Here is a 20,475-nt window from a genome sequence, read left to right on the forward strand (position 1 = left end):
TCAGCCGCGCTCGCCCGGCTCCTGGGCGTAATACTGGCGCGGCGGGGCCTGGGGCGCGACATTGTCCGGAGGCGGCAGGTCGCCGTAATAGTCCTGAACCGGCGGCGGGGCGTGGACCTCGGGCGGCGCGACATAGATCTGCGCCGGGGCGACCTCGACGGGCGGACCCTGAACCTGAACCGGCGGCGCCTCCACATAGACCCGCTGCTGTTCGTAGGAACCGTGCTGCTCATAGGTCTGTTCATGCCGCTCGTGATAGCGGCCTTCGTACCGGTCTTCGCGATAGGCGGGGCGTGGTTCGGGGCGGCAGCCGCAGTCGGCCGGGCGTTGCGGCTGATAGGGGCGCCAGCCGATATAGTCGCGTCCGAAACCATAGACCGGATAGCCGACCGGGGCGCTGATCGGGGCCGGGCCGACGAAGTTCGCGGGCGGGCCGGGAATATAGCCGCCCGAGTATCCGCCGTCCGCGTAACCGCCGCCGCCGACATAGGTCACGCCGCCCCCACTGGAGCCACGGCTGAAGCTGGACGAATGGGAATAGGCGCGGGCGTTGACGGCCGAATAGGCGGCGGCTCCGGCATAGGCCGAGGCGTTGGCGCCGGCATTCACGTTCACATTGACGTTGCTGTTGGAGTTCCCACCGCCGTGCCCGCCTCCTGGGTGCCCGCCGCCGCCGTGACCCCCGCCCTGATGACCGCCGCCGCAGCTTCCGCAACCGCCGCTCGAGGGCCCGCCGGCCAGGGCGGGCGCAGCTGAAAGCAGAAGGGCCGCCGATGCGGCCGCGATCATGGACTGTATCGTCACGGGACAGACTCCTTTGAGTTGTCCCTGTTCAGGCAAGTGCGGCGCCCGGCCGGGGGCGCCGTCGGTCAGAAATCGACCGCCAGGCCCTTTTTCTCCCAGTCGCCATAGCGCGTGGGTTCCGGGCCGGTCGGACCGCCGTATTCGCTGGCGCTTTGTGGGGTCTGCTCCGCCGCGCGACGATCAGCCGCTTCCAGCAGGGCGCGGCGGGCGACCTCGCTCAGAGGTTTTTCAGGCGTGGCGTGCGGGACGTCGGCGTTGAAAACAGACGCGTTTTCCTTGTCGGCGGTCGCGTCGGTCATATCGGGGGTGGGATGTTCGGTCACAGGTCTGCTCCCTTGAGGGCGGCTCCTCATGGCTTCAAATAGTCGATTGAAGCCGTGACGCCAGAAAAAGCCGGATGATCGCGGATGGAACGACGATGAACCACCTGAAGACCTTCATCCTTCTGGCCGCCCTGACCGCCCTGTTCGGGGGCCTCGGCTATCTGATCGGCGGCGCGACCGGCATGGTGATCGCCCTGGTGTTCGCCGGGGGCATGAACCTGTTCAGCTACTGGAACGCCGACAAGATCGTGCTGAAGATGTACCGGGCCCAGCCGGTCGATGAGCAACACCCCAACGCCGTGGTGCGCAACTATGTCGCCGACGTGCGCCAGATGGCCCGCGACGCGGGCCTGCCCCAGCCCCAGGTCGCCATCATCCCCAACGACCAGCCCAACGCCTTCGCCACCGGCCGCAATCCTGAACGGGCCGCCGTCTGCGCCACCACCGGCCTGCTGGACATGCTGACGCGGGAAGAGGTGCGCGGGGTGATGGCGCACGAACTGGCCCATGTGAAGAATCGCGACACCCTGATCATGACGGTGACGGCCACCATCGCCGGCGCCATCGCCGCCCTGGCCAATTTCGCCCTGTTTTTCGGCGGCGGCGACGACCGCGAACGGCCGGGGGGGATCATCGGGACCCTGGCCTTGATGATCCTGGCGCCCATGGCGGCCGGCCTGGTGCAGATGGCCATCAGCCGGGGCCGCGAATACGAGGCCGACCGCGTCGGCGCCGAAATCGCCGGCGACCCCCAGGCCCTGGCCTCGGCCCTGCAGAAGATCGACGCCTACGCCAAGCGGATCCACAATCCCACGGCTGAGCGCAATCCCGCCTCGGGCCAGATGTTCATCATCAACCCCCTGGCCGGGCGCGGCGCCGACAACCTGTTCTCGACCCACCCGGCCACCGGCAACCGCGTGAAGGCGCTGATCGATTTGGGACTGAAGATGGGCGTGCGGCCCCGCGCCTTTGTGGAATCGGCCGCCGCATCAGCTGTGCCGGTCACCCCCGTCCGCACGACCACCGGCGTGCCCGCCACGCCGACAGAACCTCGCGGCCCCTGGGGCTGACTGCGGCATCTTTTTCTGAGGATCCGGCGCGTTCGGCGACGAACACTGGCCCAACTGTCGAATTTTCCTGAATTCGTCTTAGAAATCAGGACGCGGAGAAGCCAATTTGCGCGCGCTGGGGCGTGTTTGGGTTCATGCCGATGAGGGCTGAGGTGGGCGCGGGAGGGCGCAGATTGCTCACCCCCGCTCCACGCACATCGCCACGCCCATCCCGCCGCCGATGCACAGGGTGGCCAGGCCCTTCTTCGCGCCCGACCGCTTCATCTCGAACAGCAGCGTCGTCAGGATGCGGGCGCCCGAGGCGCCGATGGGGTGGCCGATGGCGATGGCGCCGCCGTTGACGTTGACCTTGGCCGGGTCGAGGCCCAGTTCCTTGACCACGCACAGGCTCTGGGCGGCGAAGGCCTCGTTGGATTCGACCAGGTCCAGGTCGGCGACGGTCCAGCCCGCCTTTTCCAGCGCCTTCTTCGAGGCCGGGATCGGCCCCGTGCCCATGATCGCCGGATCGACCCCGGCCGTGGCGTAGGAGGCGATCCGGGCCAGTGGCTCCAGGCCGCGCGCCTTGGCCTCTTCGGCGCTCATCAGCACCAGGGCGGCGGCGCCGTCGTTCAGGCCCGAGGCGTTGGCGGCGGTGACGCTGCCCTCCTTGGCGAAGGCGGGCCGCAGCTTCTGCATCAGCTCGATGGTCGCGCCGTGGCGGATATATTCGTCCTTGTCGACGACGACGTCGCCCTTCTTGCCGGGGATGACGACCGGAACGATTTCGGCGTCGAACCGTCCCGCAGTCTGCGCCGCCTCGGCCTTGTGCTGGCTGGCCAGGGCGAACTCGTCTTGGGCTTCGCGCGTGATCGCCCATTTGTCGGCGATGTTCTCGGCGGTCTGGCCCATGTGATAGCCGTTGAAGGCGTCCCACAGCCCGTCCTTGACCATGGTATCGACCAGGGCGACGTCGCCCATCTTGTGGCCGGCCCGCAGCTGCTGGGCGTGGGGCGCCTGGCTCATGCTCTCCTGTCCGCCGGCGACGACGATCTTGGCGTCGCCCAGGGCGATCTGCTGGGCGGCGATGGCGACGGCGCGCAGGCCCGAGCCGCAGATCTGGTTCAGGCTCCAGGCCGGGGCTTCCTGGCGCACTCCGGCGCCGACGGCGGCCTGGCGCGCCGGACCCTGGCCGGCGGCGGCTTGCAGCACATGGCCCAGGATCACCTCGTCCACCTCGTCGCCTGACACGCCGGCTCTTTCCAGGGCCGCCTTGATGGCGATCTCGCCCAGTTTCGACGCGGGCAGGGCCGACAAAGCGCCCAGGAAAGACCCGACGGGCGTGCGGGCGGCGGAAACAATGACGACCTCGGTCATAGGGATTTCACTCGCTGCTGAATATCAAGTTGCCGTTTTGCCGCATCGTGGCGGCTTCGTCACCTGTGGTCCAAAAAACTTGGCCCGGGATTCAGTCATTCGTCACCCTGATGGTGCATTCTTCAGGAACATTACGGACGATCCTGGATTGATTGGCCATGCTCCGCACGCTGAAACGCCTCGCCGCCCACGTCTGCACCCCGGACGAGTTGGACATGATCGAGCATTACCAGACGCGCGCCGAAAAGCTGGCGGACCTTTGGGTGCATGTCGTCGGCCTGATGCTGGCGGCGGTCGGGGGCGTTATTCTGGCGGGTCTGGCCGGGGTCTACACCGGGATCGGCGGCGTGCTCGCCACGGCCGTTTACGCCCTTTGCCTAGTCGGCATGCTGACGGCTTCGACCCTCTACAACTGGACCAATCCCTGCGCAGCGCGTCCCGTGCTGCGCCGGCTGGATGAAGCGGCCATCTTTCTGATGATCGCCGGCAGCTACACCCCCTTCACGACCCAGAGGTTCGAGGGCGCCTGGTCTATTGGTTTCACGGCCCTGATCTGGAGCCTTGCCTTCGCCGGCGCTGCGGTAAAGCTGTTCGCGCCCCGTATCTCCGACCGTTTCTGGAGCGCCGTCTATGTCGTCTTCGGCTGGCTGGCGGTCGCGGCCTTGAAGCCGATGGTGGAGACCGTCCATCCGATCGCCCTGGGCCTGCTGGTGCTCGGCGGCCTGATCTATACGGCCGGGGTCTTCGTCTTCATCAGCCCCAAGGTGCGTTTCCGTCGCGCCATATGGCACGGGTTCGTCGTCACCGGCGCCACGGTCCACTGGACGGCGGTGCTGGTCGGCGTGGTTCTGGCTCCTGTTCTGAGCCACTAGGACCGTCCGCGGGCTGCGCTGTCACGGCCTCTGGCGCTTCGCGCCGCAACGGAGGATAGTGACGCGTTGCAACATCGCGAGAACAAGCGTGGCTGACGAAAAAACCAAGGGCGGAAAGAACGGCGACGGTACGCAGGTCGTCATCAAGAAGTACGCGAACCGAAGGCTCTACAACACCCGAACCAGCGCCTATGTGACGCTGGAGGATCTCGCCGTCATGGTGCGCGAGGGGACCGAGTTCGTCGTCTTCGACGCCAAGACCAACGACGACCTGACCCGCCAGATCCTGACCCAGATCATCTTCGAGGAAGAAAGCCGGGGCGAGGCCCTGTTGCCGGTGCAGTTCCTGCGGCAATTGATCGGCTTTTACGGCGGTCAGATGCAGGGGGTGCTGCCCTCCTATCTCGAGATGTCGCTGGCCAATTTCGGCCGTCAGCAGGAGCAGTTCGCCAGCCAGGTGAGCCGCGCCTTCGGCTCAGGCTCGGGCGCCAGCCTTATGGAAGAGGCGGCCAAGACCAATATGGCCATGTTCGAACGGGCCATGCAGATGTTCCCCGCCTTCGGCTATTCGCGTGTCGAGCCCACGCCTCAGGCCGGAGAGACCAAGGCCGCGCCCGACGCGCCCGACACGTCCGACGCCCTGGACGAGATGCGTCGCCAGATGGACGAGATGCGCGCCCAGATCGATCGTCTGGCGGGCGGCTCGAAGACAAAATGACCGATCGAATCCGCGCGGTCGGCGGTCCCGAACGCGTGGACCGTCGCGAAGGGGAACGGCGTGAACGGGAACGCCGGGCGCAACCGGCGCCGTCGCGCGCCCTGGTCGAGATCGAGACCTCGGAACCCGAGTTCAAGCCCGAGCCCGGCCCGGCAAGACCTGCCGTCCATGGGGCGGTCGACGTCGGCGCGGCCGCCTTTGCAGCCCAGCAGATGGGGCAGAAGGGCCAGAAGCGGGGTCTGCGCGGCGGCCCGCCGGTTCTGGATGCGGCCCGCGCCGCCTATCTGGGAACCGAATATTCAGGCGAAGCCGAGCGTCGGCCGCCGATCGGCAAGGCCGCCAAGACCGACATCTGACGACGGGGAGGCGAGGCGGCACGGGGCTTGCTGGGACGGGGGCAGACCGCCTCTTTTCGGACCAGCCCATGCCCGCCGCATTCAGCCTCGCCGCCAAGGTTTTCGACGTCGCCGTCGTGGCCCTGATTTTCACGGCTTTTTCTTAGGGCCTATCGGCTTCTTAGGGGCCTACCGCCCTTCGGGCTGCTTGAGGCCGTATGGGGCCTGCTGTCCGCCCTCGACCATCAATTCCCGAGGTCGAAATCCTTGCGGGACGAGATGATGGTGACGATGAAGCCCGCCAGCACATCCAGCAGGATCATCACCACGATCAGGAAGAAGGTCGAGGTCGCGAAGCCGCGGATCAGCAGGAACTCGACCAGGACCACGATGAACAGGACCATCGACAGGGCGTGATTGACGATGGCGACCTTCTGGCTGGAGGTCGATTTGATCAGCTCGAAGAACAGCAGGATCAGGCCCAGGAACAGGATCAGATCGCCTGAGCCGATGTTCCACTGGGCGCCCGAGGCCATGGGGATGGAGAACAGCGGGTCGCGCAATATGGCGTCGGCCTGGGCCATGCCGACATTGCTCGAGGCCCCGAACAGCACGACGATATTGTACAGGATCACCGGGATCAGCAGCAGGGGTATGGCGATCAGCATGGCGGTCCTCCCCGGCGCAATGGCTGCGCTTATTAACCCTGACTACCGCCTTTTGCCTCCGTTCGCCACGACGGAGGTGTGACGACGGGCCTCAGGCGCGAGGGAAACCGCCTGCGCGGCTGAGGGCGGACGGGGCCGGGCGGCCGATGGCCTCGCCGATCCAGCGCGCCGTGGCGATCAGGGCGTCCATATCATAGCCGGTCTCGAACCCTGCGCGCGTCAGCATATAGACCAGGTCCTCGGTGGCGATGTTTCCCGTGGCGCCGGGTGCGAACGGGCAGCCGCCGATGCCGCCGACCGAGGCGTCCAGCACGTCGATCCCCGCCTCGACCCCCGCATAGGCGTTGGCCAGGCCGGTGTTTCGGGTGTCGTGGAAATGGAGACGCAGGGTGGCCTCAGGGGCCGCCTTGCGCGCGGCCTCGACCTTGCGCGTCACCGCCCAGGGGTCGCCCGCGCCTATGGTGTCGGCCAGGCCGATCTCGCCGACGCCCAGTTCGGCGATGGCGCCGACCATGTCCGCAACCTGGTCCACGGAAACCTCGCCGTCGAACGGACAGCCCCAGACGCAGGAGATCATGGCCGACAGCGACGGCGCGCCGTCCGACGCCTCCGCATTGTGTCGGCGGCCGACGATCTCGCCCAGCATGACAAGCTGGTCCTTCACCGACAGGCCCTGGTTCTTCAGGCCGAAGCCGTCGGTGGCGGCGACCGAGACATTGACCTCGTCCACACCGGTCGCCAGGGCCCGGTCATAACCCTTGCCGTTCAGGACCAGGCCGATGCGGCTGCGGCCGGGGGTCGAGGGCAGGGCCGCCATCACCGCTTCGGCGCCGGCCATCTGCGGCACATATTTGGGATGGACGAACGAAACGGCCTCGATCCGCCGCGCGCCCGCGGTCTCCAGTCGCCGAACCAAGTCCGCGCGGACGGCGGGCTCCAGCACCGTCTTTTCGTTCTGAAGACCGTCGCGAGGACCGACCTCGACGATCTGGATGAACCGGCTCACTGCGTCTCGCCAGCGCTGGTCGTCGGACGGGGCGGGGGCGCATAGACGGTCAGGTTCATCTCGTCCCCGCCCGAATAATTGTAGCCGCGCACCACCCCGACGGCGCGACCCGAGACGCCCAGTCGTCCGGCGGCGGCGCGGAAGGCGTCGGCGTCGCGCCCTTCGACGATGGCGGGCCGGCCCTCGGCCAGGGCGCGGGCGGCGCCCTCGGCGTCGGTCAGTTCGGTGTCCCGCCCGGTCAGGAAGACGAAACTGGGTTCATGGAAGGTGGTGATGGCCACCGGGCCGGGCGTGCGGCCCTGGCGCGGATGCAGGTCGGCGGCCTCCAGCGTCTTCTCCAGCTGGGGCGCGATGGCCAGGGGGCGCAGCTGACGGATGGTTCCGGCCAGGGCGCCATGGGCCACGATCCCAAAGGCGAGCGAGGCGACCAGGGCCGCGACCGGCGCCCGGTTCAGCAGCAGGAAGGCGCCCATGGCGGCGGCCGCCAAGGTGGTTCCCACGGTCAGGGCCGCCCAGGTCTGGGCCGTCGATGTGCCATAGACCGTCAATCCATAGACGGTGATCCCCATGATCAGCACCGCCGCGAACATCGCCAGTACGGCCCCGGTGATGCGCGAGACCTTGCCGATCGGTCGCGCCAGGGCGGCGGCGGCCAGCAGGGCCAGACCGCCGAAGGTGGGCAGGGTGTAGTGCCACAGCTTGGTGGGGGCCAGTTCGAACATCAGCCAGCCGGGAACCAGCCAGCAGACCAGGAAGCGGATCGCGGGCTCGGCCCGGCGGCTCCAGCCGGTCGAAACGGCGGCGGGCAGCAGCAGGGTCGAGGGGAAGAACAGCAGGGGCGCGAGCAACAGATACATGCCGGGGAAGCCGGAATGGCTCTCATGCGCGCCGGCGATCTTGGGCGCCAGGTCGCCGCCGATGGCCTCGCGCCAGAAGCCGCCGTCGGTGGCGATGGTGATGGCGATGGCCCAGGGCCCGACCATCAGGGCGACCAGCGGCAGGCCCCAGCCCCAGCCGAGCCGCGCCAGCCATTTCACGTCGCGATCCCAGATCGACAGGGCGATGACGGCCAAAACGATCACCAGAAGCCCGATCGGCCCCTTGATCAGGATCGACAGGCCGATCCCGATCCAGAACAGCAGCTTGTGCGGCCGGATCGGTCGTTCGCCGGCCTTTGCCGCCATATAGATCCGCGCCAGGGCCGCCATGGCCAGGGTGGTGGCGCCGCACAGCATGGCGTCGGTCTTGGCGATGCCTGCCTCGGTCGACAACAGGAAGGTGGCGCCCATGATGGCTCCGCCGAAGAAGCCGACCCTCGCCCCCAGCATGGCCGATCCGGCCCAGGCCACGGCCCAGGCGGCCAGCATGGCCCCCAGCAGCGACGGAATCCGATAGGGGGCGATGTCGCGATTCTCGACGTCCGAGGTCAGCGAGACGGCGACGGCCTGAAGCCAGTAGATGCCGACCGGCTTCTTCCAGCGCGGCTCGTCCTGGAAGCGGATGTCGACATAGTCGCCGCTCTCCAGCATCTGGGCCGTGGCCTGGGCGAACCGGCTTTCATCCCGGTCCAACGGCGGCAACAGCAACAGGCCGGGCAGGCCGGCCACCAGCGTCAGCAGGGCGGCGAACAGCGGCCCCCTCCAGCCGGCGATGCGGCGATCCAGATCGAAAGTCTTCATTCGACGATCCTTACACGCCGACCGGCCTGTCGTCAGCCGTCTCCCCTAAGCCGTCGATCTCGTCTATGGAGCGGCGATGACCGTCGAGACAAGCCAAGCCGCGCCCCAGATTTCCGTCGTCGTCCCCGTCCATGACGAGGCCGGGGCCGCCGTGCCCCTGGCGCGCGAGATCGCGGCCGCCTTCGCCGGCCGATCCTATGAGATGATCTTCGTCGACGACGCGTCCAAGGACGCCACCCTGGCCGAACTGAAGGCCGCCCAGGCCGAACTACCGGCCCTGCGCATCCTGTCGCACGGCGCCAACGCCGGCCAGAGCCGCGCCGTCCGCACGGGCGTTCTGGCCGCGCGGGGCTCTGTGATCGTGACCATGGACGGCGACGGCCAGAACCCGCCCGCCGATGCGCCGCGTCTGGTGGAGGCCCTGCTGGCCGCGCCCGCCGATGTCGGCCTGGTCGGCGGTCGCCGCGCCAAGCGTCAGGATTCTCAAGCCAAACGTCAGGCCTCGCTCTGGGCCAATCGTATCCGTCGCCGCCTGCTGGGCGACGACGCCGACGACACCGGATGCGGGCTGAAGGTCTTCCGTCGCGACGTCTTCCTGCGGCTTCCCTATTTCGACCACCTGCACCGCTACCTCCCGGCGCTGGTGATCCGCGAGGGGTTCCGCAACCTGTATCTGGATGTCGATCACCGCCACCGTGAGACGGGTCGGTCGAAATACACCAACTGGGGTCGGCTGAAGGTCGCCTTCGCCGACCTGCTGGGCGTCATGTGGTTGAAGACCCGCTCGCGTCGTCCCGGCGCGATCTCGGAGTTCTGATCTTCTAGACTTCCGGCTGCGGCGGCGCCGTGATCACCTCGACATTGTCGTTCAGCAAATAGGACAGTTCCGACAGGGCGGTGGCGCGCTCGGCCGGCGTGGCCGCCGCCTGCACAGCCTCCAGCTTTTTCGGCATGTCTTCGGAGATGCCCCGCAGGATGCATTTCAGATCGCCGTCCGTGCCGCGTTCCTTCAGGATCAGATGACCTTGCAGGTCCAGGGCGGCCAGGGCCTCGGCCTGGGCCTTGAAGCCGACGAAGGCCTGGCTGGTGAAGAAGGCCGCGTCTTCGGCCGCCTTGGACGCCGCCCAGCCGTCCACGATGGCCTTCAGCGCGCCGGATCGAGCCACGATATCCGCGAACAAGGGCTCGGCGGCGACCGAAACAGGTGCGCCGACCGCTGCGTGGGGCTGTTCGGCCGCCAGGGCCACCGCAGGATTGGACATCGACAGGGCGATTGTGAGAGCAAGGCCGCAGGACATGAGGTGACTTCCTGTTTCAGCGTCAGCTAGGACGTTGAACCGGCATACGCCCGACCCGTAAACGAGTGTTTATCTTCTTCTCTCCCGCCTTCTCTCCCCAGAGGATGACCGATGACCCGTGACGACGCCTGGACCGCTTTCGACGCCGCCGCTGAAACTGCCGGCAAGACCCGTATCGTGGATCAATTCGCCGCCGATCCCGGCCGTGTGGCGCGAATGTCGGTCGAGGCGGCGGGCCTCTATCTGGATCTGTCGAAACAGAGCTGGACCCAGGCCGCCTTCGAGGCCTGTCTGAACCTGGCCCGGGCCAGCGACGTCGAGGGCCGTCGCGCCGCCCTGTTCGCCGGCGAGGCCGTCAACCTGACCGAGGGGCGGGCCGTGCTGCACCCGGCCCTGCGCGCCCCTGCCGGCGCCGACTTTAAGGCCCTGGGCGAGCCGGTCTCGGCCGAGGTGGACGCCGTGCGGGCCGATATGAAAACCTATGCCGACGCCGTCCGCTCGGGCGCCGAAGCGGGGGCCACGGGCCGCAAGTTCGAGGCCATCGTCCACGTCGGCATCGGTGGGTCGGACCTGGGCCCGCGCGTGGTCTGGGACGCCCTGCGCCCGCTGGACCCCGCCATCGACCTGCGCTTCGTCGCCAATATCGATCCGCGCGACATGGCCGAGGCCCTGACCGGTCTCGATCCCGAAACCACCCTGGTCGTGGTCGTGTCCAAGACCTTCACCACCCAGGAAACCCTGGCCAACGCCGAGGCGGCCAAGGCCTGGCTGGCCGCCGCCCTGCCGGCCGAGGGCATGACCAAACACTTCATCGGGGTCACGGCGGCGCCGGAAAAGGCCGGGCAGTTCGGCTGCGGCCGCACCTTCGCCTTCCGCGACTGGGTCGGGGGCCGCTATTCGCTGTGGTCGGCGGTCAGCCTGTCGTGCGGCATCGCCCTGGGCTGGGACGTGTTCGAAGCCATGCTGGCGGGCGCCGCCGCTATGGATGACCATTTCGTCTCGGCCCCGCTGGAGCAGAACGCCCCGATCCTGCTGGCCCTGGCCCAGGTGTTCAACGTCGATGGTTTGAACCGGCCCGCCCGCACCGTGGCGCCCTACGCCCACGCCCTGCGTCGCCTGCCGTCCTTCCTGCAACAGCTGGAGATGGAGTCGAACGGCAAGCGGGTGCATCGCGACGGAACCCCCGTCACGCGCCAGACCTGCCCGGTGGTGTTCGGCGAGCCGGGCACCAACGGCCAGCACGCCTTCTTCCAGCAGATCCACCAGGGCCCACAGATCGTCCCGGCCGAGTTCGTGATCGTCGCCAAGACCCATGCCGACGCGCCGGAATCGCCGCTCTGGTCCAACGCCCTGGCCCAGGGTCAGGCCCTGATGCTGGGCAAGACCACCGAAGCCGCCAAGGCGGAAGGCCTGGCCCAGGGTCTGTCGGAGGATGAGGCCACCCGTCTGGCGTCCCACCGCACCTTCACCGGCAACCGCCCCTCGACCGCCATTCTGATGGACCGTCTGACGCCCGAGACCCTGGGCGCCCTCTTGGCCCTCTATGAGCACAAGACCTTCGTCGAGGGCGTGATCTGGGACATCAACAGCTTCGACCAATGGGGCGTCGAACTGGGCAAGGTCCTGGCCAAGGCGATCCTGAAGGACGTCCACGCCGGCGGCCCCTCCGCCGATCTGGACCCGTCCACCGCCGGCCTGATGAAGCGTCTGTCTCGATGAACGTCGTCGCTGCGGCCTGGCAAAGGCTTGAGGGCGTGGCGCTGTTCGGCGCAGGCCTCATCGCCTACGCCCATATGGACGCAGGTTGGATACTGTTCGCCGTCCTGTTTCTGGTTCCCGACGTCAGCTTCGCGGCCTATCTGGCGGGGCCGCGTTTCGGCGCCCTGGTCTATAACTTGGCGCACAGCCTGATCGGCCCCCTCCTGCTGGGCGGCGTGGGGCTCGCAGCGTCTATCCCGTCAGCGACGTCCGTGGCGCTGATCTGGCTGGTCCATATCGGCCTGGACCGCGCCTTGGGATATGGCTTGAAATCGCCTGAAGCCTTTGGCGTGACTCACCTCGGCCTGATCGGACGCGCCCAGTCGCGATCCTGATCAAACCCGGTCCTCGCGGCCCGGCGCGGCGTCGATCGTCAAGACGCGCCGGGGGGATCGTCTCCCGGCCGGCGGCGAGCGGTGCAGAACCTCCGGAAACTCCGGCCAGGCCTCCCAGCCCGGCGCCGTGCCCTTCATGACGGCGACATCGCCGGGGTGAAGGGTGCGCACCCGGCGGCGCGTGCTGATGTTGCGCCCGTCCAGATCCTCGCCGATCTCGCCGGCGAAGGCCCATTCCGGCCCCGGCCCCTCATAGGCGACGATCAGGCGCACCGGGACCGCGTCCTGGTGAAAGCGCGGGCAGGCGCGCCGGGTCACGGTCTCGCACCGCGCGCGCCAAGTCTCGCATCCGCTGATCGCCGCCACGATCTCCGCCAATCTCTCGATATCCTGGAGAAACCACTCGGGCGCCGGACCGGATGGGGCGATCCAGCGCCCGTCGCATTCGGCGGTGAAGTCGGCCGGGGGCGGGGCGTCGGGCGGCATGGGGCTGGGCCGCGACCAGATCGCCATCCGCACCTGCGGCTCGAACAGGGTGGTGAAGACCGTGGGCGCCTGCCCCTGGACGACTGCGCCGACCGCCATGGAAAACCTTGCTGACTGTGCGTGTTATACTATAACGTAACTCTCATAGTCGCCCGGCTGTGGTCAAGCTCGGCGCAGCATCCGTGGAGCGCCTTCGTGTCCGAGTTCAAGAAACTGCCCGTCACCGTCCTGTCCGGCTTCCTCGGGGCCGGCAAGACGACCCTGCTCAATCACATTCTGTCGAACCGCGACGGTCTGCGGGTGGCGGTGATCGTCAACGACATGAGCGAGGTGAACATCGACGCCGCCCTGGTGCGGGACGGCGGCGGGGCGGACCTGTCGCGGACCGAGGAACGGCTGGTGGAGATGTCCAACGGCTGTATCTGCTGCACCCTGCGCGAGGATCTGTTGATCGAGGTCGGCAAGCTGGCGCGCGAGGGTCGGTTCGACTGCCTGCTGATCGAATCCACCGGGATCTCCGAACCCATGCCGGTCGCCGCCACCTTCGACTTCCGCGACGAGGAGGGTTTCAGCCTGTCGGACCTGGCCCGGATCGACACCATGGTCACGGTGGTGGACGCCTTCAACTTCCACCGCGACTACCCCTCCACCGACAGCCTGAAGGCGCGCGGTGAACACCTGGGCGAGGATGACGAACGCACGGTCGCCAATCTGCTGATCGACCAGATCGAGTTCGCCGACGTCATCGTGCTGAACAAGTGCGACCTGCTGGAGGCGGCCCAGTTGGGAACGCTGAAGGCGATGATGACCCAGTTCAACCCGCGCGCCCGGATCCTTGAGGCGGTGCGGGGCGTCGTCGCCCTGGATCAGGTGATCGGCACGGGCCTGTTCGAGATGGAACGGGCCGAACAGGCGGCGGGCTGGTCCCAGGCCCTGCGTGGCGAGGTCACGCCCGAGACCGAGGAATATGGGGTCTCAACCTTCGTCTATCGGGCGCGCAAGCCGTTCCACCCCCGGCGTCTCTACGATCTTTTGAACCGCGAATGGCCCGGCGTCTGGCGCTCCAAGGGCTTCTTCTGGCTGGCCAGCCGGATGGACTATGTCGGGTCCTGGAGCCAGGCGGGGGCGGTGACGGAACATGAGTGGGGCGGTCTGTGGTGGGCCTCGGCCCCGCGCGAGCGCTGGCCTGACGACAATCTCGAATGGCTGAAGGCGATCGAGGCGGTCTGGCGTCAGCCCTACGGCGACCGCCGCCAGGAGATCGTCCTGATCGGCAAGGATATGAACCGCGACCTGCTGACCTCGATGTTCGACGCCGCCCTGCTGACCCGGTTCGAGATGGAGCGCGGGCCCAAGGGTTGGGCCAGGCTCGAGGATCCCTTCCCGCACTGGGGCCCCCGCCAGGACGCGGCGTAAAAAAGGGGCGTCCCGCAGGACGCCCCTTCTTCATCCCATCCGCCTACCAGCGGCGGTCGTAGCGGTAGTCGCGCCGATCATCCCGGCGGTCATAACGCTGGTCCCGACGATAGTCGCGATAGTCGCGGCGCTGCTCGTAACGGGAATCCCGGCTGTTGATGCCGTGATCGCGTTCCCAGTGGCCCTGGTTCCGGTAGCACTGGCCGCCGCGATAATATTCGCAGCCCGAGCCGCGGTTGGACGCCACGGCGCCGAGCGCCGCGCCGGCCAGGGCGCCGCCGGCGATATAGCTGCCGTCGCCATTGCCATAGAGGGCGCCGGCCAGGCCGCCCACTGCGGCGCCGATCAAGGCGTTGCGGGCGGTGTCGTCGCGGTCGGGATCTCGCGACTGGGCCGAGGCCGGGGCGGCCATCAGGGTCATGGCTACGACCGGGGCGGCGACGGCGGCGGCGATCTTCAGCATCTTGGACATGGTCGTCTCCTTTTATTTTCGGGCCGGGTTTCGCCTGTCCGGGTGTGGACGGGCTCCAGCGTTGAGACGGTTCTGCCAGCCCCAGCTTGAACAGGCCCGGAGCCGGCTGTTCATTTGGGGTTCACCTGTCGCGGAAGTTTCGCACGCCCGATGGGCGGGTCGCCTTGACGCTGGCCTTGGCTCTGACTAACTCCCGCTCGCGTTAGCACTCTCTCTGGTCGGCTGCTAAAACGGCGATCTGGAGAAGGCTGGCCCACCGTTTTCAAGTCACCCCTGTTCAGGGGAACACAAGGAGAGAACCGATGGCGTTTCGTCCGCTCGGCGACCGCGTGCTGGTTAAGCGCGTTGAAGAAGAATCCAAGACCAAGGGCGGGATCATCATCCCCGACACCGCCAAGGAAAAGCCGCAGGAAGGCGAAGTCGTCTCCGTCGGCCCCGGCGTCCGTGACGAATCCGGCAAGGTCAACGCCCTGGAACTGAAGGCCGGCGACCGCATCCTGTTCGGCAAGTGGTCGGGCACGGAAGTGAAGATCGACGGCGACGACCTGATCATCATGAAAGAGTCGGACGTCCTGGGCGTCCTGAGCTGAGCTGGATCGGGTGACAAGTGAGCCAAGTGCTAGTGAGCGGACCCCGCCGCTAGCCATTGCTCCTTACCGCTCACCCCTTGCTCACTAGCACCATTCACTCATTCAAGGAGCTGCCCGCATGGCCGCTAAAATCGTACAGTTCAACACCGACGCGCGCGACAAGATGCTGCGCGGCGTCAACGTGCTCGCCAACGCCGTCAAGGTGACGCTCGGTCCCAAGGGCCGCAACGTCGTGATCCAAAAGTCCTTCGGCGCCCCGCGCTCGACCAAGGACGGCGTGTCGGTCGCCAAAGAGATCGAGCTGGAAGACGCCTTCGAGAACATGGGCGCCCAGATGATCCGCGAAGTCGCTTCGAAGACGAACGACAAGGCGGGTGACGGCACCACCACCGCAACCGTCCTGGCGCAATCGATCGTGCAGGAAGGCCTCAAGGCCGTCGCCGCCGGCATGAACCCGATGGATCTGAAGCGCGGCATCGACAAGGCCGTCACCGCTGTCCTCGCCGACATCAAGGCCTCGGCCAAGAAGGTCGAGAACAACTCCGAGATCGCCCAGGTCGGCACCATCTCGGCCAACGGCGACGCTGAAGTCGGCGAAATGATCGCCAAGGCCATGGCCAAGGTCGGCAACGAAGGCGTCATCACGGTTGAAGAAGCCAAGACCGCCGAGACCGAGCTGGACGTCGTCGAAGGCATGCAGTTCGACCGCGGCTACCTGAGCCCTTACTTCATCACCAACGCCGACAAGATGGAGGTTCAACTCGAAGAGCCTCTGATCCTGTTGTTCGAGAAGAAGCTGTCGTCGCTGCAGGCCATGCTGCCGATCCTGGAAGCCGTCGTGCAATCGGGCCGTCCGCTGGTGATCATCGCCGAGGACATCGAAGGCGAGGCCCTGGCCACCCTGGTGGTCAACAAGCTGCGGGGCGGCCTGCGCGTCGCCGCCGTCAAGGCTCCGGGCTTCGGCGATCGCCGCAAGGCCATGCTGGAAGACATCGCCATCCTGACCGGCGGCCAGGTCATCTCGGAAGACCTGGGCATCAAGCTTGAGAACGTCACGATCGACATGCTCGGCAAGGCCAAGAAGGTCACGATCACCAAGGACGACACCACCATCGTGGACGGCGTTGGCGGCAAGGAAGAGATCGAGGCCCGCATCGGCCAGATCAAGCGCCAGATCGAGGACACCACCTCGGACTACGACAAGGAAAAGCTGCAGGAACGTCTGGCCAAGCTGGCCGGCGGCGTCGCCGTCATCCGCGTCGGCGGCTCGACCGAAGTCGAAGTGAAGGAAAAGAAAGACCGCGTCGACGACGCCCTGAACGCCACGCGTGCAGCCGTTGAAGAAGGCATCGTCCCCGGCGGCGGCATTGCCCTGCTGAAGGCGACCAAGGCGCTTGACGGCCTGACCGGCGACAACGCCGACCAGACCGCCGGCATCGCCATCATCCGTCGCGCCATCCAGGCCCCGATCCGCCAGATCGTGGAAAACGCCGGCGTCGAAGGCTCGATCGTCGTGGGCAAGGTGCTGGAAAACAGCTCCGCCACCTACGGCTTCAACGCCCAGACGGAAGAGTACGGCGACCTGGTCGCCATGGGCGTGATCGACCCGGCCAAGGTGGTTCGCACCGCCCTGACCGACGCCGCCTCGGTGGCCTCGATCCTGATCACGACCGAAGCGGCCGTCGCCGACGCCCCCAAGAAGGGCGGCTCCTCGGCCCCCGACATGGGTGGAATGGGCGGCATGGGCGGCATGGACTTCTAAGCTTGTCCTCGGGCTCGACCCGAGGATCCAAGTCACTCCAGGCTGAAAATGCAGAAGGGCGGGACCGTAAGGTCCCGCCCTTTTTGTTGTATAGGAACTAAGGCGTCAGGCCTGCGCCATTTCCGGCGCCGTCGCCCGAGTGCCGGGCCTCTGTTCCACCAGCCCGCCGTCTTGGACGACCAGCAACCGATCCGCGCGCCTCAACAATGCCGGCCGATGGGCGACGACGATGCGGGTGATCGGCAGCTGCGCAATCAGATCGGCGATGATTTCCTCGGTCGAGACGTCAAGATTGGCAGTGCCTTCGTCTAGGATCAGGATGCGCGGTTGGCGATACAGCGCTCGCGCCAGCAGGACACGCTGCTTCTGCCCGCCTGACAGGGTCGAGCCCATGTCGCCGACGAGGGACAGATATTGCATCGGCATCCGCACAATGTCCTCGTGCACCTGAGCGGCATAGGCGGCTTGCTGGACACGGACCATATCGAGGTCGGGATCGAAGAAGGCGATATTGTCGGCGATGGTGCCCGACAGCAGCCGGTCGTCCTGAGCCACCACCCCGACCTGCTCGCGCCAGGCCCGCCAGAGATCGGGCGTCGCCGTCTGTCCGTCCAAAGTGATGGCGCCGCCGGTGGGATGGCGCAGGCCCAGCATCAGCTTCAACAGGGTCGTCTTGCCCCCACCGGACGCGCCGGTAATGGCCAGGAACTCCCCCGGTCGGACCTCCAGATTGAGGCCTTGCAGAATTGCGCGGTCGGCGGCGCCGTAGCGGAAGTCGATGTCCCGCAGACTCATGGCGCCGCGGACATCCAGGCGCGGCGGGGCGGCGGCCGAAGAGGTCTCCACTTCGGCGATCACGATGTCTGACAGCCGCTCCAGATGCAGGTTCAGGAAACGGAACTGTATCGCTTGATTGATCAAGGCGTTGGCCCGATCCGTGAAGGTCTGGCGGAATGACAGGAAGGCGAACAGCATCCCGACCGAGAACCCATCGCCTGCCAAAATCGTTCGTGCGCCCAGATAGATGACGATCACCGTCTGTAGCCCTGTCACCAGCCCTTGGGTGAAGGTCAGGGAGATCTGGAACTTGCCGACAGAGACGGCGGCGTTGATTGCATTGGCGTAGAGATTGCGCCACGAACTCTCGCGTTCGGCCTCGCGGCCCATGATCTTGATCGTGGTCGCGGCGCGCACGGTCTCCATGATGTGGGACTGCTCGCGGGCGCTTTCGACGATCTGTTCTTCGGTGCGGGCCCTCATGGCCGGGAACAGAGCGAAGGCGAGACCCAGGTTGATCGCCACTGCTCCGACCACGACCGCCGTCAAGGTCGGCGAATACAGCAACAGGATGACGATTGCGACGACCGCCATTAGTCCGTCGATAAGGGCCGCGATTACCCCGCGCGTCAGCACGTCCTGGATTGCCGAGGCCGAGCCGATGCGCGAGAGGATGTCTCCTACATGGCGCTTCTCGAACCAGTCGCTGGGCAGGCGGATCATGTGCCGTACCAGATTGCCGACCATCTGGAAGCTGAGCATCTGACCGAACACCTGAAGCGCCCAGGCGCGCAAGGCCTCGATCGTGACCTGGACGACGACCAGGGCGCCGAAGCCGATGGCCAGCACGGTCAACAGGTCGCGGTCCGACCGCATAATGCCTTCGTCCACCACCAATTGCATCTGGAACGGCATGGCGAAGGCCGCGACCTGCAACGCCAATGACAGGCCGAGAATCTGGAAAAACGCGGGCCAGAATCCGACCATCCTGGACCACAGGCTGGTCAGCTTGATCGGCGCGCGCGCCGTAACCTTTTCGAAGGTGGCCGACGGCGTCAGCTCAAGCACTACGCCGGTGAAATGGTTCGACAGATCGGCGATAGCATAGGTCCGCGCGCCGAGGGCTGGGTCGTGGACCACAGCCTTGGTTCCGGACACCGACTTCAGCACCACGAAATGATTCAGATCCCAGTGCAGGATGGCCGGCAGCCGCACCTTGTTGAGCGCCGACAGCTCGACTTTCAGGGCCCGCGGCGCGAACCCCAGACTGTCGGCGAACCCCATGATGCTGCGCAAGGTCGCGCCCGACATCGACAGGGTGAACCGCTGGCGCAGACCGTTCAGATCGACGTCATGGCCGTGATAGCGGGCCACCATGGCCATACAGGCCAGGCCGCATTCGGCCGCCTCGGCTCCCTGAATGATGGGCAGGCGTCGGCGACGGGCGAAGTTTAGTTCCGCTGGAATCTTCATCATCGGCGTCCGGCGGCGTAGAGGGGGTCCAGCAACCATTCCAACAGCGTACGGCGGTCGATGACGACGTCCGCGCTCAACAGCATTCCGGGTTGCAGCGGCAGGGCCTGGCCATAGGCCTCGACGCTGTCTCGGGCTAGCTTGACCCGCACGCGGAACACCGGCTCCTGGACCTGCAGTCCAGGAATGGCGATCTCGGTCGGGGCCAGGACGGTGCGCGAGACCGAGGTTACTACGCCCTGTCCGGTACCGAATTTCTGATGGGGAAAGGCCTGGTAAAGCAGCCGGACCTCCTGACCCGCTTTGACGAACCCGGCCGCCCGTGACGGGGCGTAGAGTTCGGCCTCCAAGGCTGAGTCCCCGGCGGTCAGCACCGCCACGGCGGCGCCCGGCGCCACGGTCTGGCCCGCATCCACCGGCAGGGCCGCGACCCGCCCCGCCACAGTGGCGACGACGACATAGCGGCCTTGCGCCTCAGCCTGGGTCGCCTGCTGGTCCAGACCCGCGTGGGTCGAGGCGGCCTCGGCGCGAGCGGCCTGAATATCGATTGGAATGGCGGCCAGACGCGCGTCCACCTCGCCGATCTGCCGCTCATAGCTCAAGGCCTGTGACGACAGGGTCGAGGCCTCCTGCTGTACGGACAACTCGGCGGATCGACGGGCTTCCAGTTCGCGGCGGGGCAGGAACCCTTGCGCGGCGATGGTCTCTGCGCGGTTCACCTCGGCGCGGGCCAGCGTCAGGCGCTCCGCCTGAAGCGCGATGTTGCGCCGGGTCTCTGCCAGTTCGCGGCCCAAGGCGGCGCGGCGCTCGGTCAACTGGCGATGCTCGGCCGCGAGCGCGGCTTGGGCGGCGGCGGCGCGCGATCCGGCTGCCGCGCCCTGCGCGTCCAAGCTGCGCGCCAAAGCTTCGAAACTGTCGCCGCCCTCCAGGGCCGAGGACAACGTCAAGGTTGCAATGGGTTGCCCGACGACGACACGGTCGCCCTCGCGCACGTAGACGTTGGAGACGATCCCGCCCTGCCGCGCGGCCAGTCGGATCATCCCGGCCTGGGGTGTCAACCAGCCGACGACCGTCTCCTTGCGAGCATAGGAGGCGGTGGCTGCAAACGTCGCGCTGCCTAACATCACGGCAAACATCAGCCCTGCGAGGACGCGGGATGACACGGAGGAGGCCAATATCACCTCGCCTGCGAGGCGTCGGGTGGCATGAGTAATAGCTTCCTTACGAAACAAATCTGACATTCTTTAGGAATACCTGCGCGGAGAGAATTTTTGCCCTTT

General features: G+C 66.9%; 21 protein-coding genes. 10 read left to right on the forward strand and 11 right to left on the reverse strand.

Annotation, left to right across the window (positions count from 1 at the left end):
• Together OU998_RS01200 and OU998_RS01205 are read right to left on the reverse strand one after the other, a co-directional pair.
• Positions 1-804 (reverse strand): hypothetical protein, encoded by an 804-nt coding sequence (locus tag OU998_RS01200; RefSeq protein ID WP_267515034.1) that lies wholly within the window; start codon positions 802-804, stop codon positions 1-3.
• A 65-nt stretch (positions 805-869) separates the two neighbouring features.
• Positions 870-1,127, reverse strand: coding sequence for a DUF1674 domain-containing protein (locus OU998_RS01205; RefSeq protein ID WP_420709777.1), 258 nt, complete (start codon positions 1,125-1,127; stop codon positions 870-872).
• A gap of 95 nt (positions 1,128-1,222) precedes the next feature.
• On the opposite strand from OU998_RS01205, the gene htpX reads away from it, so the two are divergent.
• On the forward strand, positions 1,223-2,197 hold the full coding sequence (gene htpX, locus OU998_RS01210; protein ID WP_267515035.1) for a zinc metalloprotease HtpX: 975 nt from the start codon (positions 1,223-1,225) through the stop codon (positions 2,195-2,197).
• 177 nt (positions 2,198-2,374) lie between these two features.
• Here the strand turns inward: htpX and OU998_RS01215 are convergent, their stop codons facing one another.
• On the reverse strand, positions 2,375-3,550 hold the full coding sequence (locus tag OU998_RS01215) for an acetyl-CoA C-acetyltransferase (RefSeq protein ID WP_267515036.1): 1,176 nt from the start codon (positions 3,548-3,550) through the stop codon (positions 2,375-2,377).
• Positions 3,551-3,708: 158 nt separating this feature from the next.
• Between OU998_RS01215 and trhA the strand changes: the two genes are divergently transcribed.
• From trhA to OU998_RS01230, 3 genes are all read left to right on the forward strand, one after another.
• The gene (gene trhA, locus OU998_RS01220; protein WP_267515037.1) at positions 3,709-4,422 is read left to right on the forward strand and encodes a PAQR family membrane homeostasis protein TrhA; all 714 of its coding nucleotides are present in this window, start codon (positions 3,709-3,711) and stop codon (positions 4,420-4,422) included.
• An 88-nt stretch (positions 4,423-4,510) separates the two neighbouring features.
• A complete protein-coding gene (phaR, locus tag OU998_RS01225; protein WP_267515038.1) occupies positions 4,511-5,140 on the forward strand; it encodes a polyhydroxyalkanoate synthesis repressor PhaR in 630 nt (209 codons plus the stop codon).
• Positions 5,137-5,496, forward strand: coding sequence for a hypothetical protein (locus tag OU998_RS01230; protein WP_267515039.1), 360 nt, complete (start codon positions 5,137-5,139; stop codon positions 5,494-5,496). Before phaR ends, OU998_RS01230 begins: the two co-directional genes overlap by 4 nt.
• Positions 5,497-5,720: 224 nt before the next feature.
• Here OU998_RS01230 and OU998_RS01235 read toward each other — a convergent pair whose 3' ends face one another.
• The 3 genes from OU998_RS01235 to OU998_RS01245 form a co-directional block, all read right to left on the reverse strand.
• Positions 5,721-6,143 (reverse strand): hypothetical protein, encoded by a 423-nt coding sequence (locus tag OU998_RS01235; RefSeq protein WP_267515040.1) that lies wholly within the window; start codon positions 6,141-6,143, stop codon positions 5,721-5,723.
• Positions 6,144-6,234: 91 nt separating this feature from the next.
• Complete coding sequence (locus tag OU998_RS01240) at positions 6,235-7,149, reverse strand: hydroxymethylglutaryl-CoA lyase (RefSeq protein WP_267515041.1); 915 nt, start codon at positions 7,147-7,149, stop codon at positions 6,235-6,237.
• Positions 7,146-8,828 (reverse strand): ArnT family glycosyltransferase, encoded by a 1,683-nt coding sequence (locus tag OU998_RS01245; protein ID WP_267515042.1) that lies wholly within the window; start codon positions 8,826-8,828, stop codon positions 7,146-7,148. The genes OU998_RS01240 and OU998_RS01245 overlap by 4 nt, the downstream gene beginning before the upstream one ends.
• Positions 8,829-8,904: 76 nt before the next feature.
• Between OU998_RS01245 and OU998_RS01250 the strand changes: the two genes are divergently transcribed.
• Complete coding sequence (locus OU998_RS01250; RefSeq protein WP_267515043.1) at positions 8,905-9,645, forward strand: glycosyltransferase family 2 protein; 741 nt, start codon at positions 8,905-8,907, stop codon at positions 9,643-9,645.
• Between the two features lie 4 nt (positions 9,646-9,649).
• Here the strand turns inward: OU998_RS01250 and OU998_RS01255 are convergent, their stop codons facing one another.
• The gene (locus OU998_RS01255; RefSeq protein WP_267515044.1) at positions 9,650-10,126 is read right to left on the reverse strand and encodes a hypothetical protein; all 477 of its coding nucleotides are present in this window, start codon (positions 10,124-10,126) and stop codon (positions 9,650-9,652) included.
• A gap of 111 nt (positions 10,127-10,237) precedes the next feature.
• On the opposite strand from OU998_RS01255, the gene pgi reads away from it, so the two are divergent.
• Both pgi and OU998_RS01265 read left to right on the forward strand, forming a co-directional pair.
• Complete coding sequence (gene pgi / locus OU998_RS01260) at positions 10,238-11,845, forward strand: glucose-6-phosphate isomerase (RefSeq protein WP_267515045.1); 1,608 nt, start codon at positions 10,238-10,240, stop codon at positions 11,843-11,845.
• Positions 11,842-12,219: a DUF4260 domain-containing protein gene (locus OU998_RS01265; RefSeq protein WP_267515046.1), complete on the forward strand. Its 378-nt coding sequence runs from the start codon at positions 11,842-11,844 to the stop codon at positions 12,217-12,219. Before pgi ends, OU998_RS01265 begins: the two co-directional genes overlap by 4 nt.
• Here the strand turns inward: OU998_RS01265 and OU998_RS01270 are convergent, their stop codons facing one another.
• Positions 12,220-12,804: a DUF1826 domain-containing protein gene (locus OU998_RS01270; RefSeq protein ID WP_267515047.1), complete on the reverse strand. Its 585-nt coding sequence runs from the start codon at positions 12,802-12,804 to the stop codon at positions 12,220-12,222. It abuts the gene before it with no gap.
• Positions 12,805-12,900: 96 nt separating this feature from the next.
• Between OU998_RS01270 and zigA the strand changes: the two genes are divergently transcribed.
• On the forward strand, positions 12,901-14,121 hold the full coding sequence (zigA, locus tag OU998_RS01275) for a zinc metallochaperone GTPase ZigA (RefSeq protein ID WP_267515048.1): 1,221 nt from the start codon (positions 12,901-12,903) through the stop codon (positions 14,119-14,121).
• A 43-nt stretch (positions 14,122-14,164) separates the two neighbouring features.
• Here zigA and OU998_RS01280 read toward each other — a convergent pair whose 3' ends face one another.
• On the reverse strand, positions 14,165-14,593 hold the full coding sequence (locus tag OU998_RS01280) for a hypothetical protein (protein WP_267515049.1): 429 nt from the start codon (positions 14,591-14,593) through the stop codon (positions 14,165-14,167).
• Positions 14,594-14,895: 302 nt separating this feature from the next.
• Here OU998_RS01280 and groES point away from each other — a divergent pair, with 302 nt between their 5' ends.
• Both groES and groL read left to right on the forward strand, forming a co-directional pair.
• On the forward strand, positions 14,896-15,183 hold the full coding sequence (groES, locus tag OU998_RS01285) for a co-chaperone GroES (RefSeq protein WP_008259448.1): 288 nt from the start codon (positions 14,896-14,898) through the stop codon (positions 15,181-15,183).
• A gap of 118 nt (positions 15,184-15,301) precedes the next feature.
• On the forward strand, positions 15,302-16,945 hold the full coding sequence (gene groL, locus OU998_RS01290; RefSeq protein ID WP_008264422.1) for a chaperonin GroEL: 1,644 nt from the start codon (positions 15,302-15,304) through the stop codon (positions 16,943-16,945).
• Positions 16,946-17,050: 105 nt separating this feature from the next.
• Here groL and OU998_RS01295 read toward each other — a convergent pair whose 3' ends face one another.
• Together OU998_RS01295 and OU998_RS01300 are read right to left on the reverse strand one after the other, a co-directional pair.
• Positions 17,051-19,234 carry a peptidase domain-containing ABC transporter gene (locus tag OU998_RS01295; RefSeq protein WP_324287972.1) on the reverse strand — a complete coding sequence of 728 codons (2,184 nt, stop codon included), beginning with the start codon at positions 19,232-19,234 and terminating at the stop codon, positions 17,051-17,053.
• Positions 19,195-20,436: an HlyD family secretion protein gene (locus tag OU998_RS01300; RefSeq protein ID WP_267515050.1), complete on the reverse strand. Its 1,242-nt coding sequence runs from the start codon at positions 20,434-20,436 to the stop codon at positions 19,195-19,197. Before OU998_RS01300 ends, OU998_RS01295 begins: the two co-directional genes overlap by 40 nt.
• Between the last annotated feature and the right edge of the window lie 39 nt (positions 20,437-20,475).

This window comes from Brevundimonas sp. SL130, from assembly GCF_026625805.1.
Taxonomy (GTDB): domain Bacteria; phylum Pseudomonadota; class Alphaproteobacteria; order Caulobacterales; family Caulobacteraceae; genus Brevundimonas.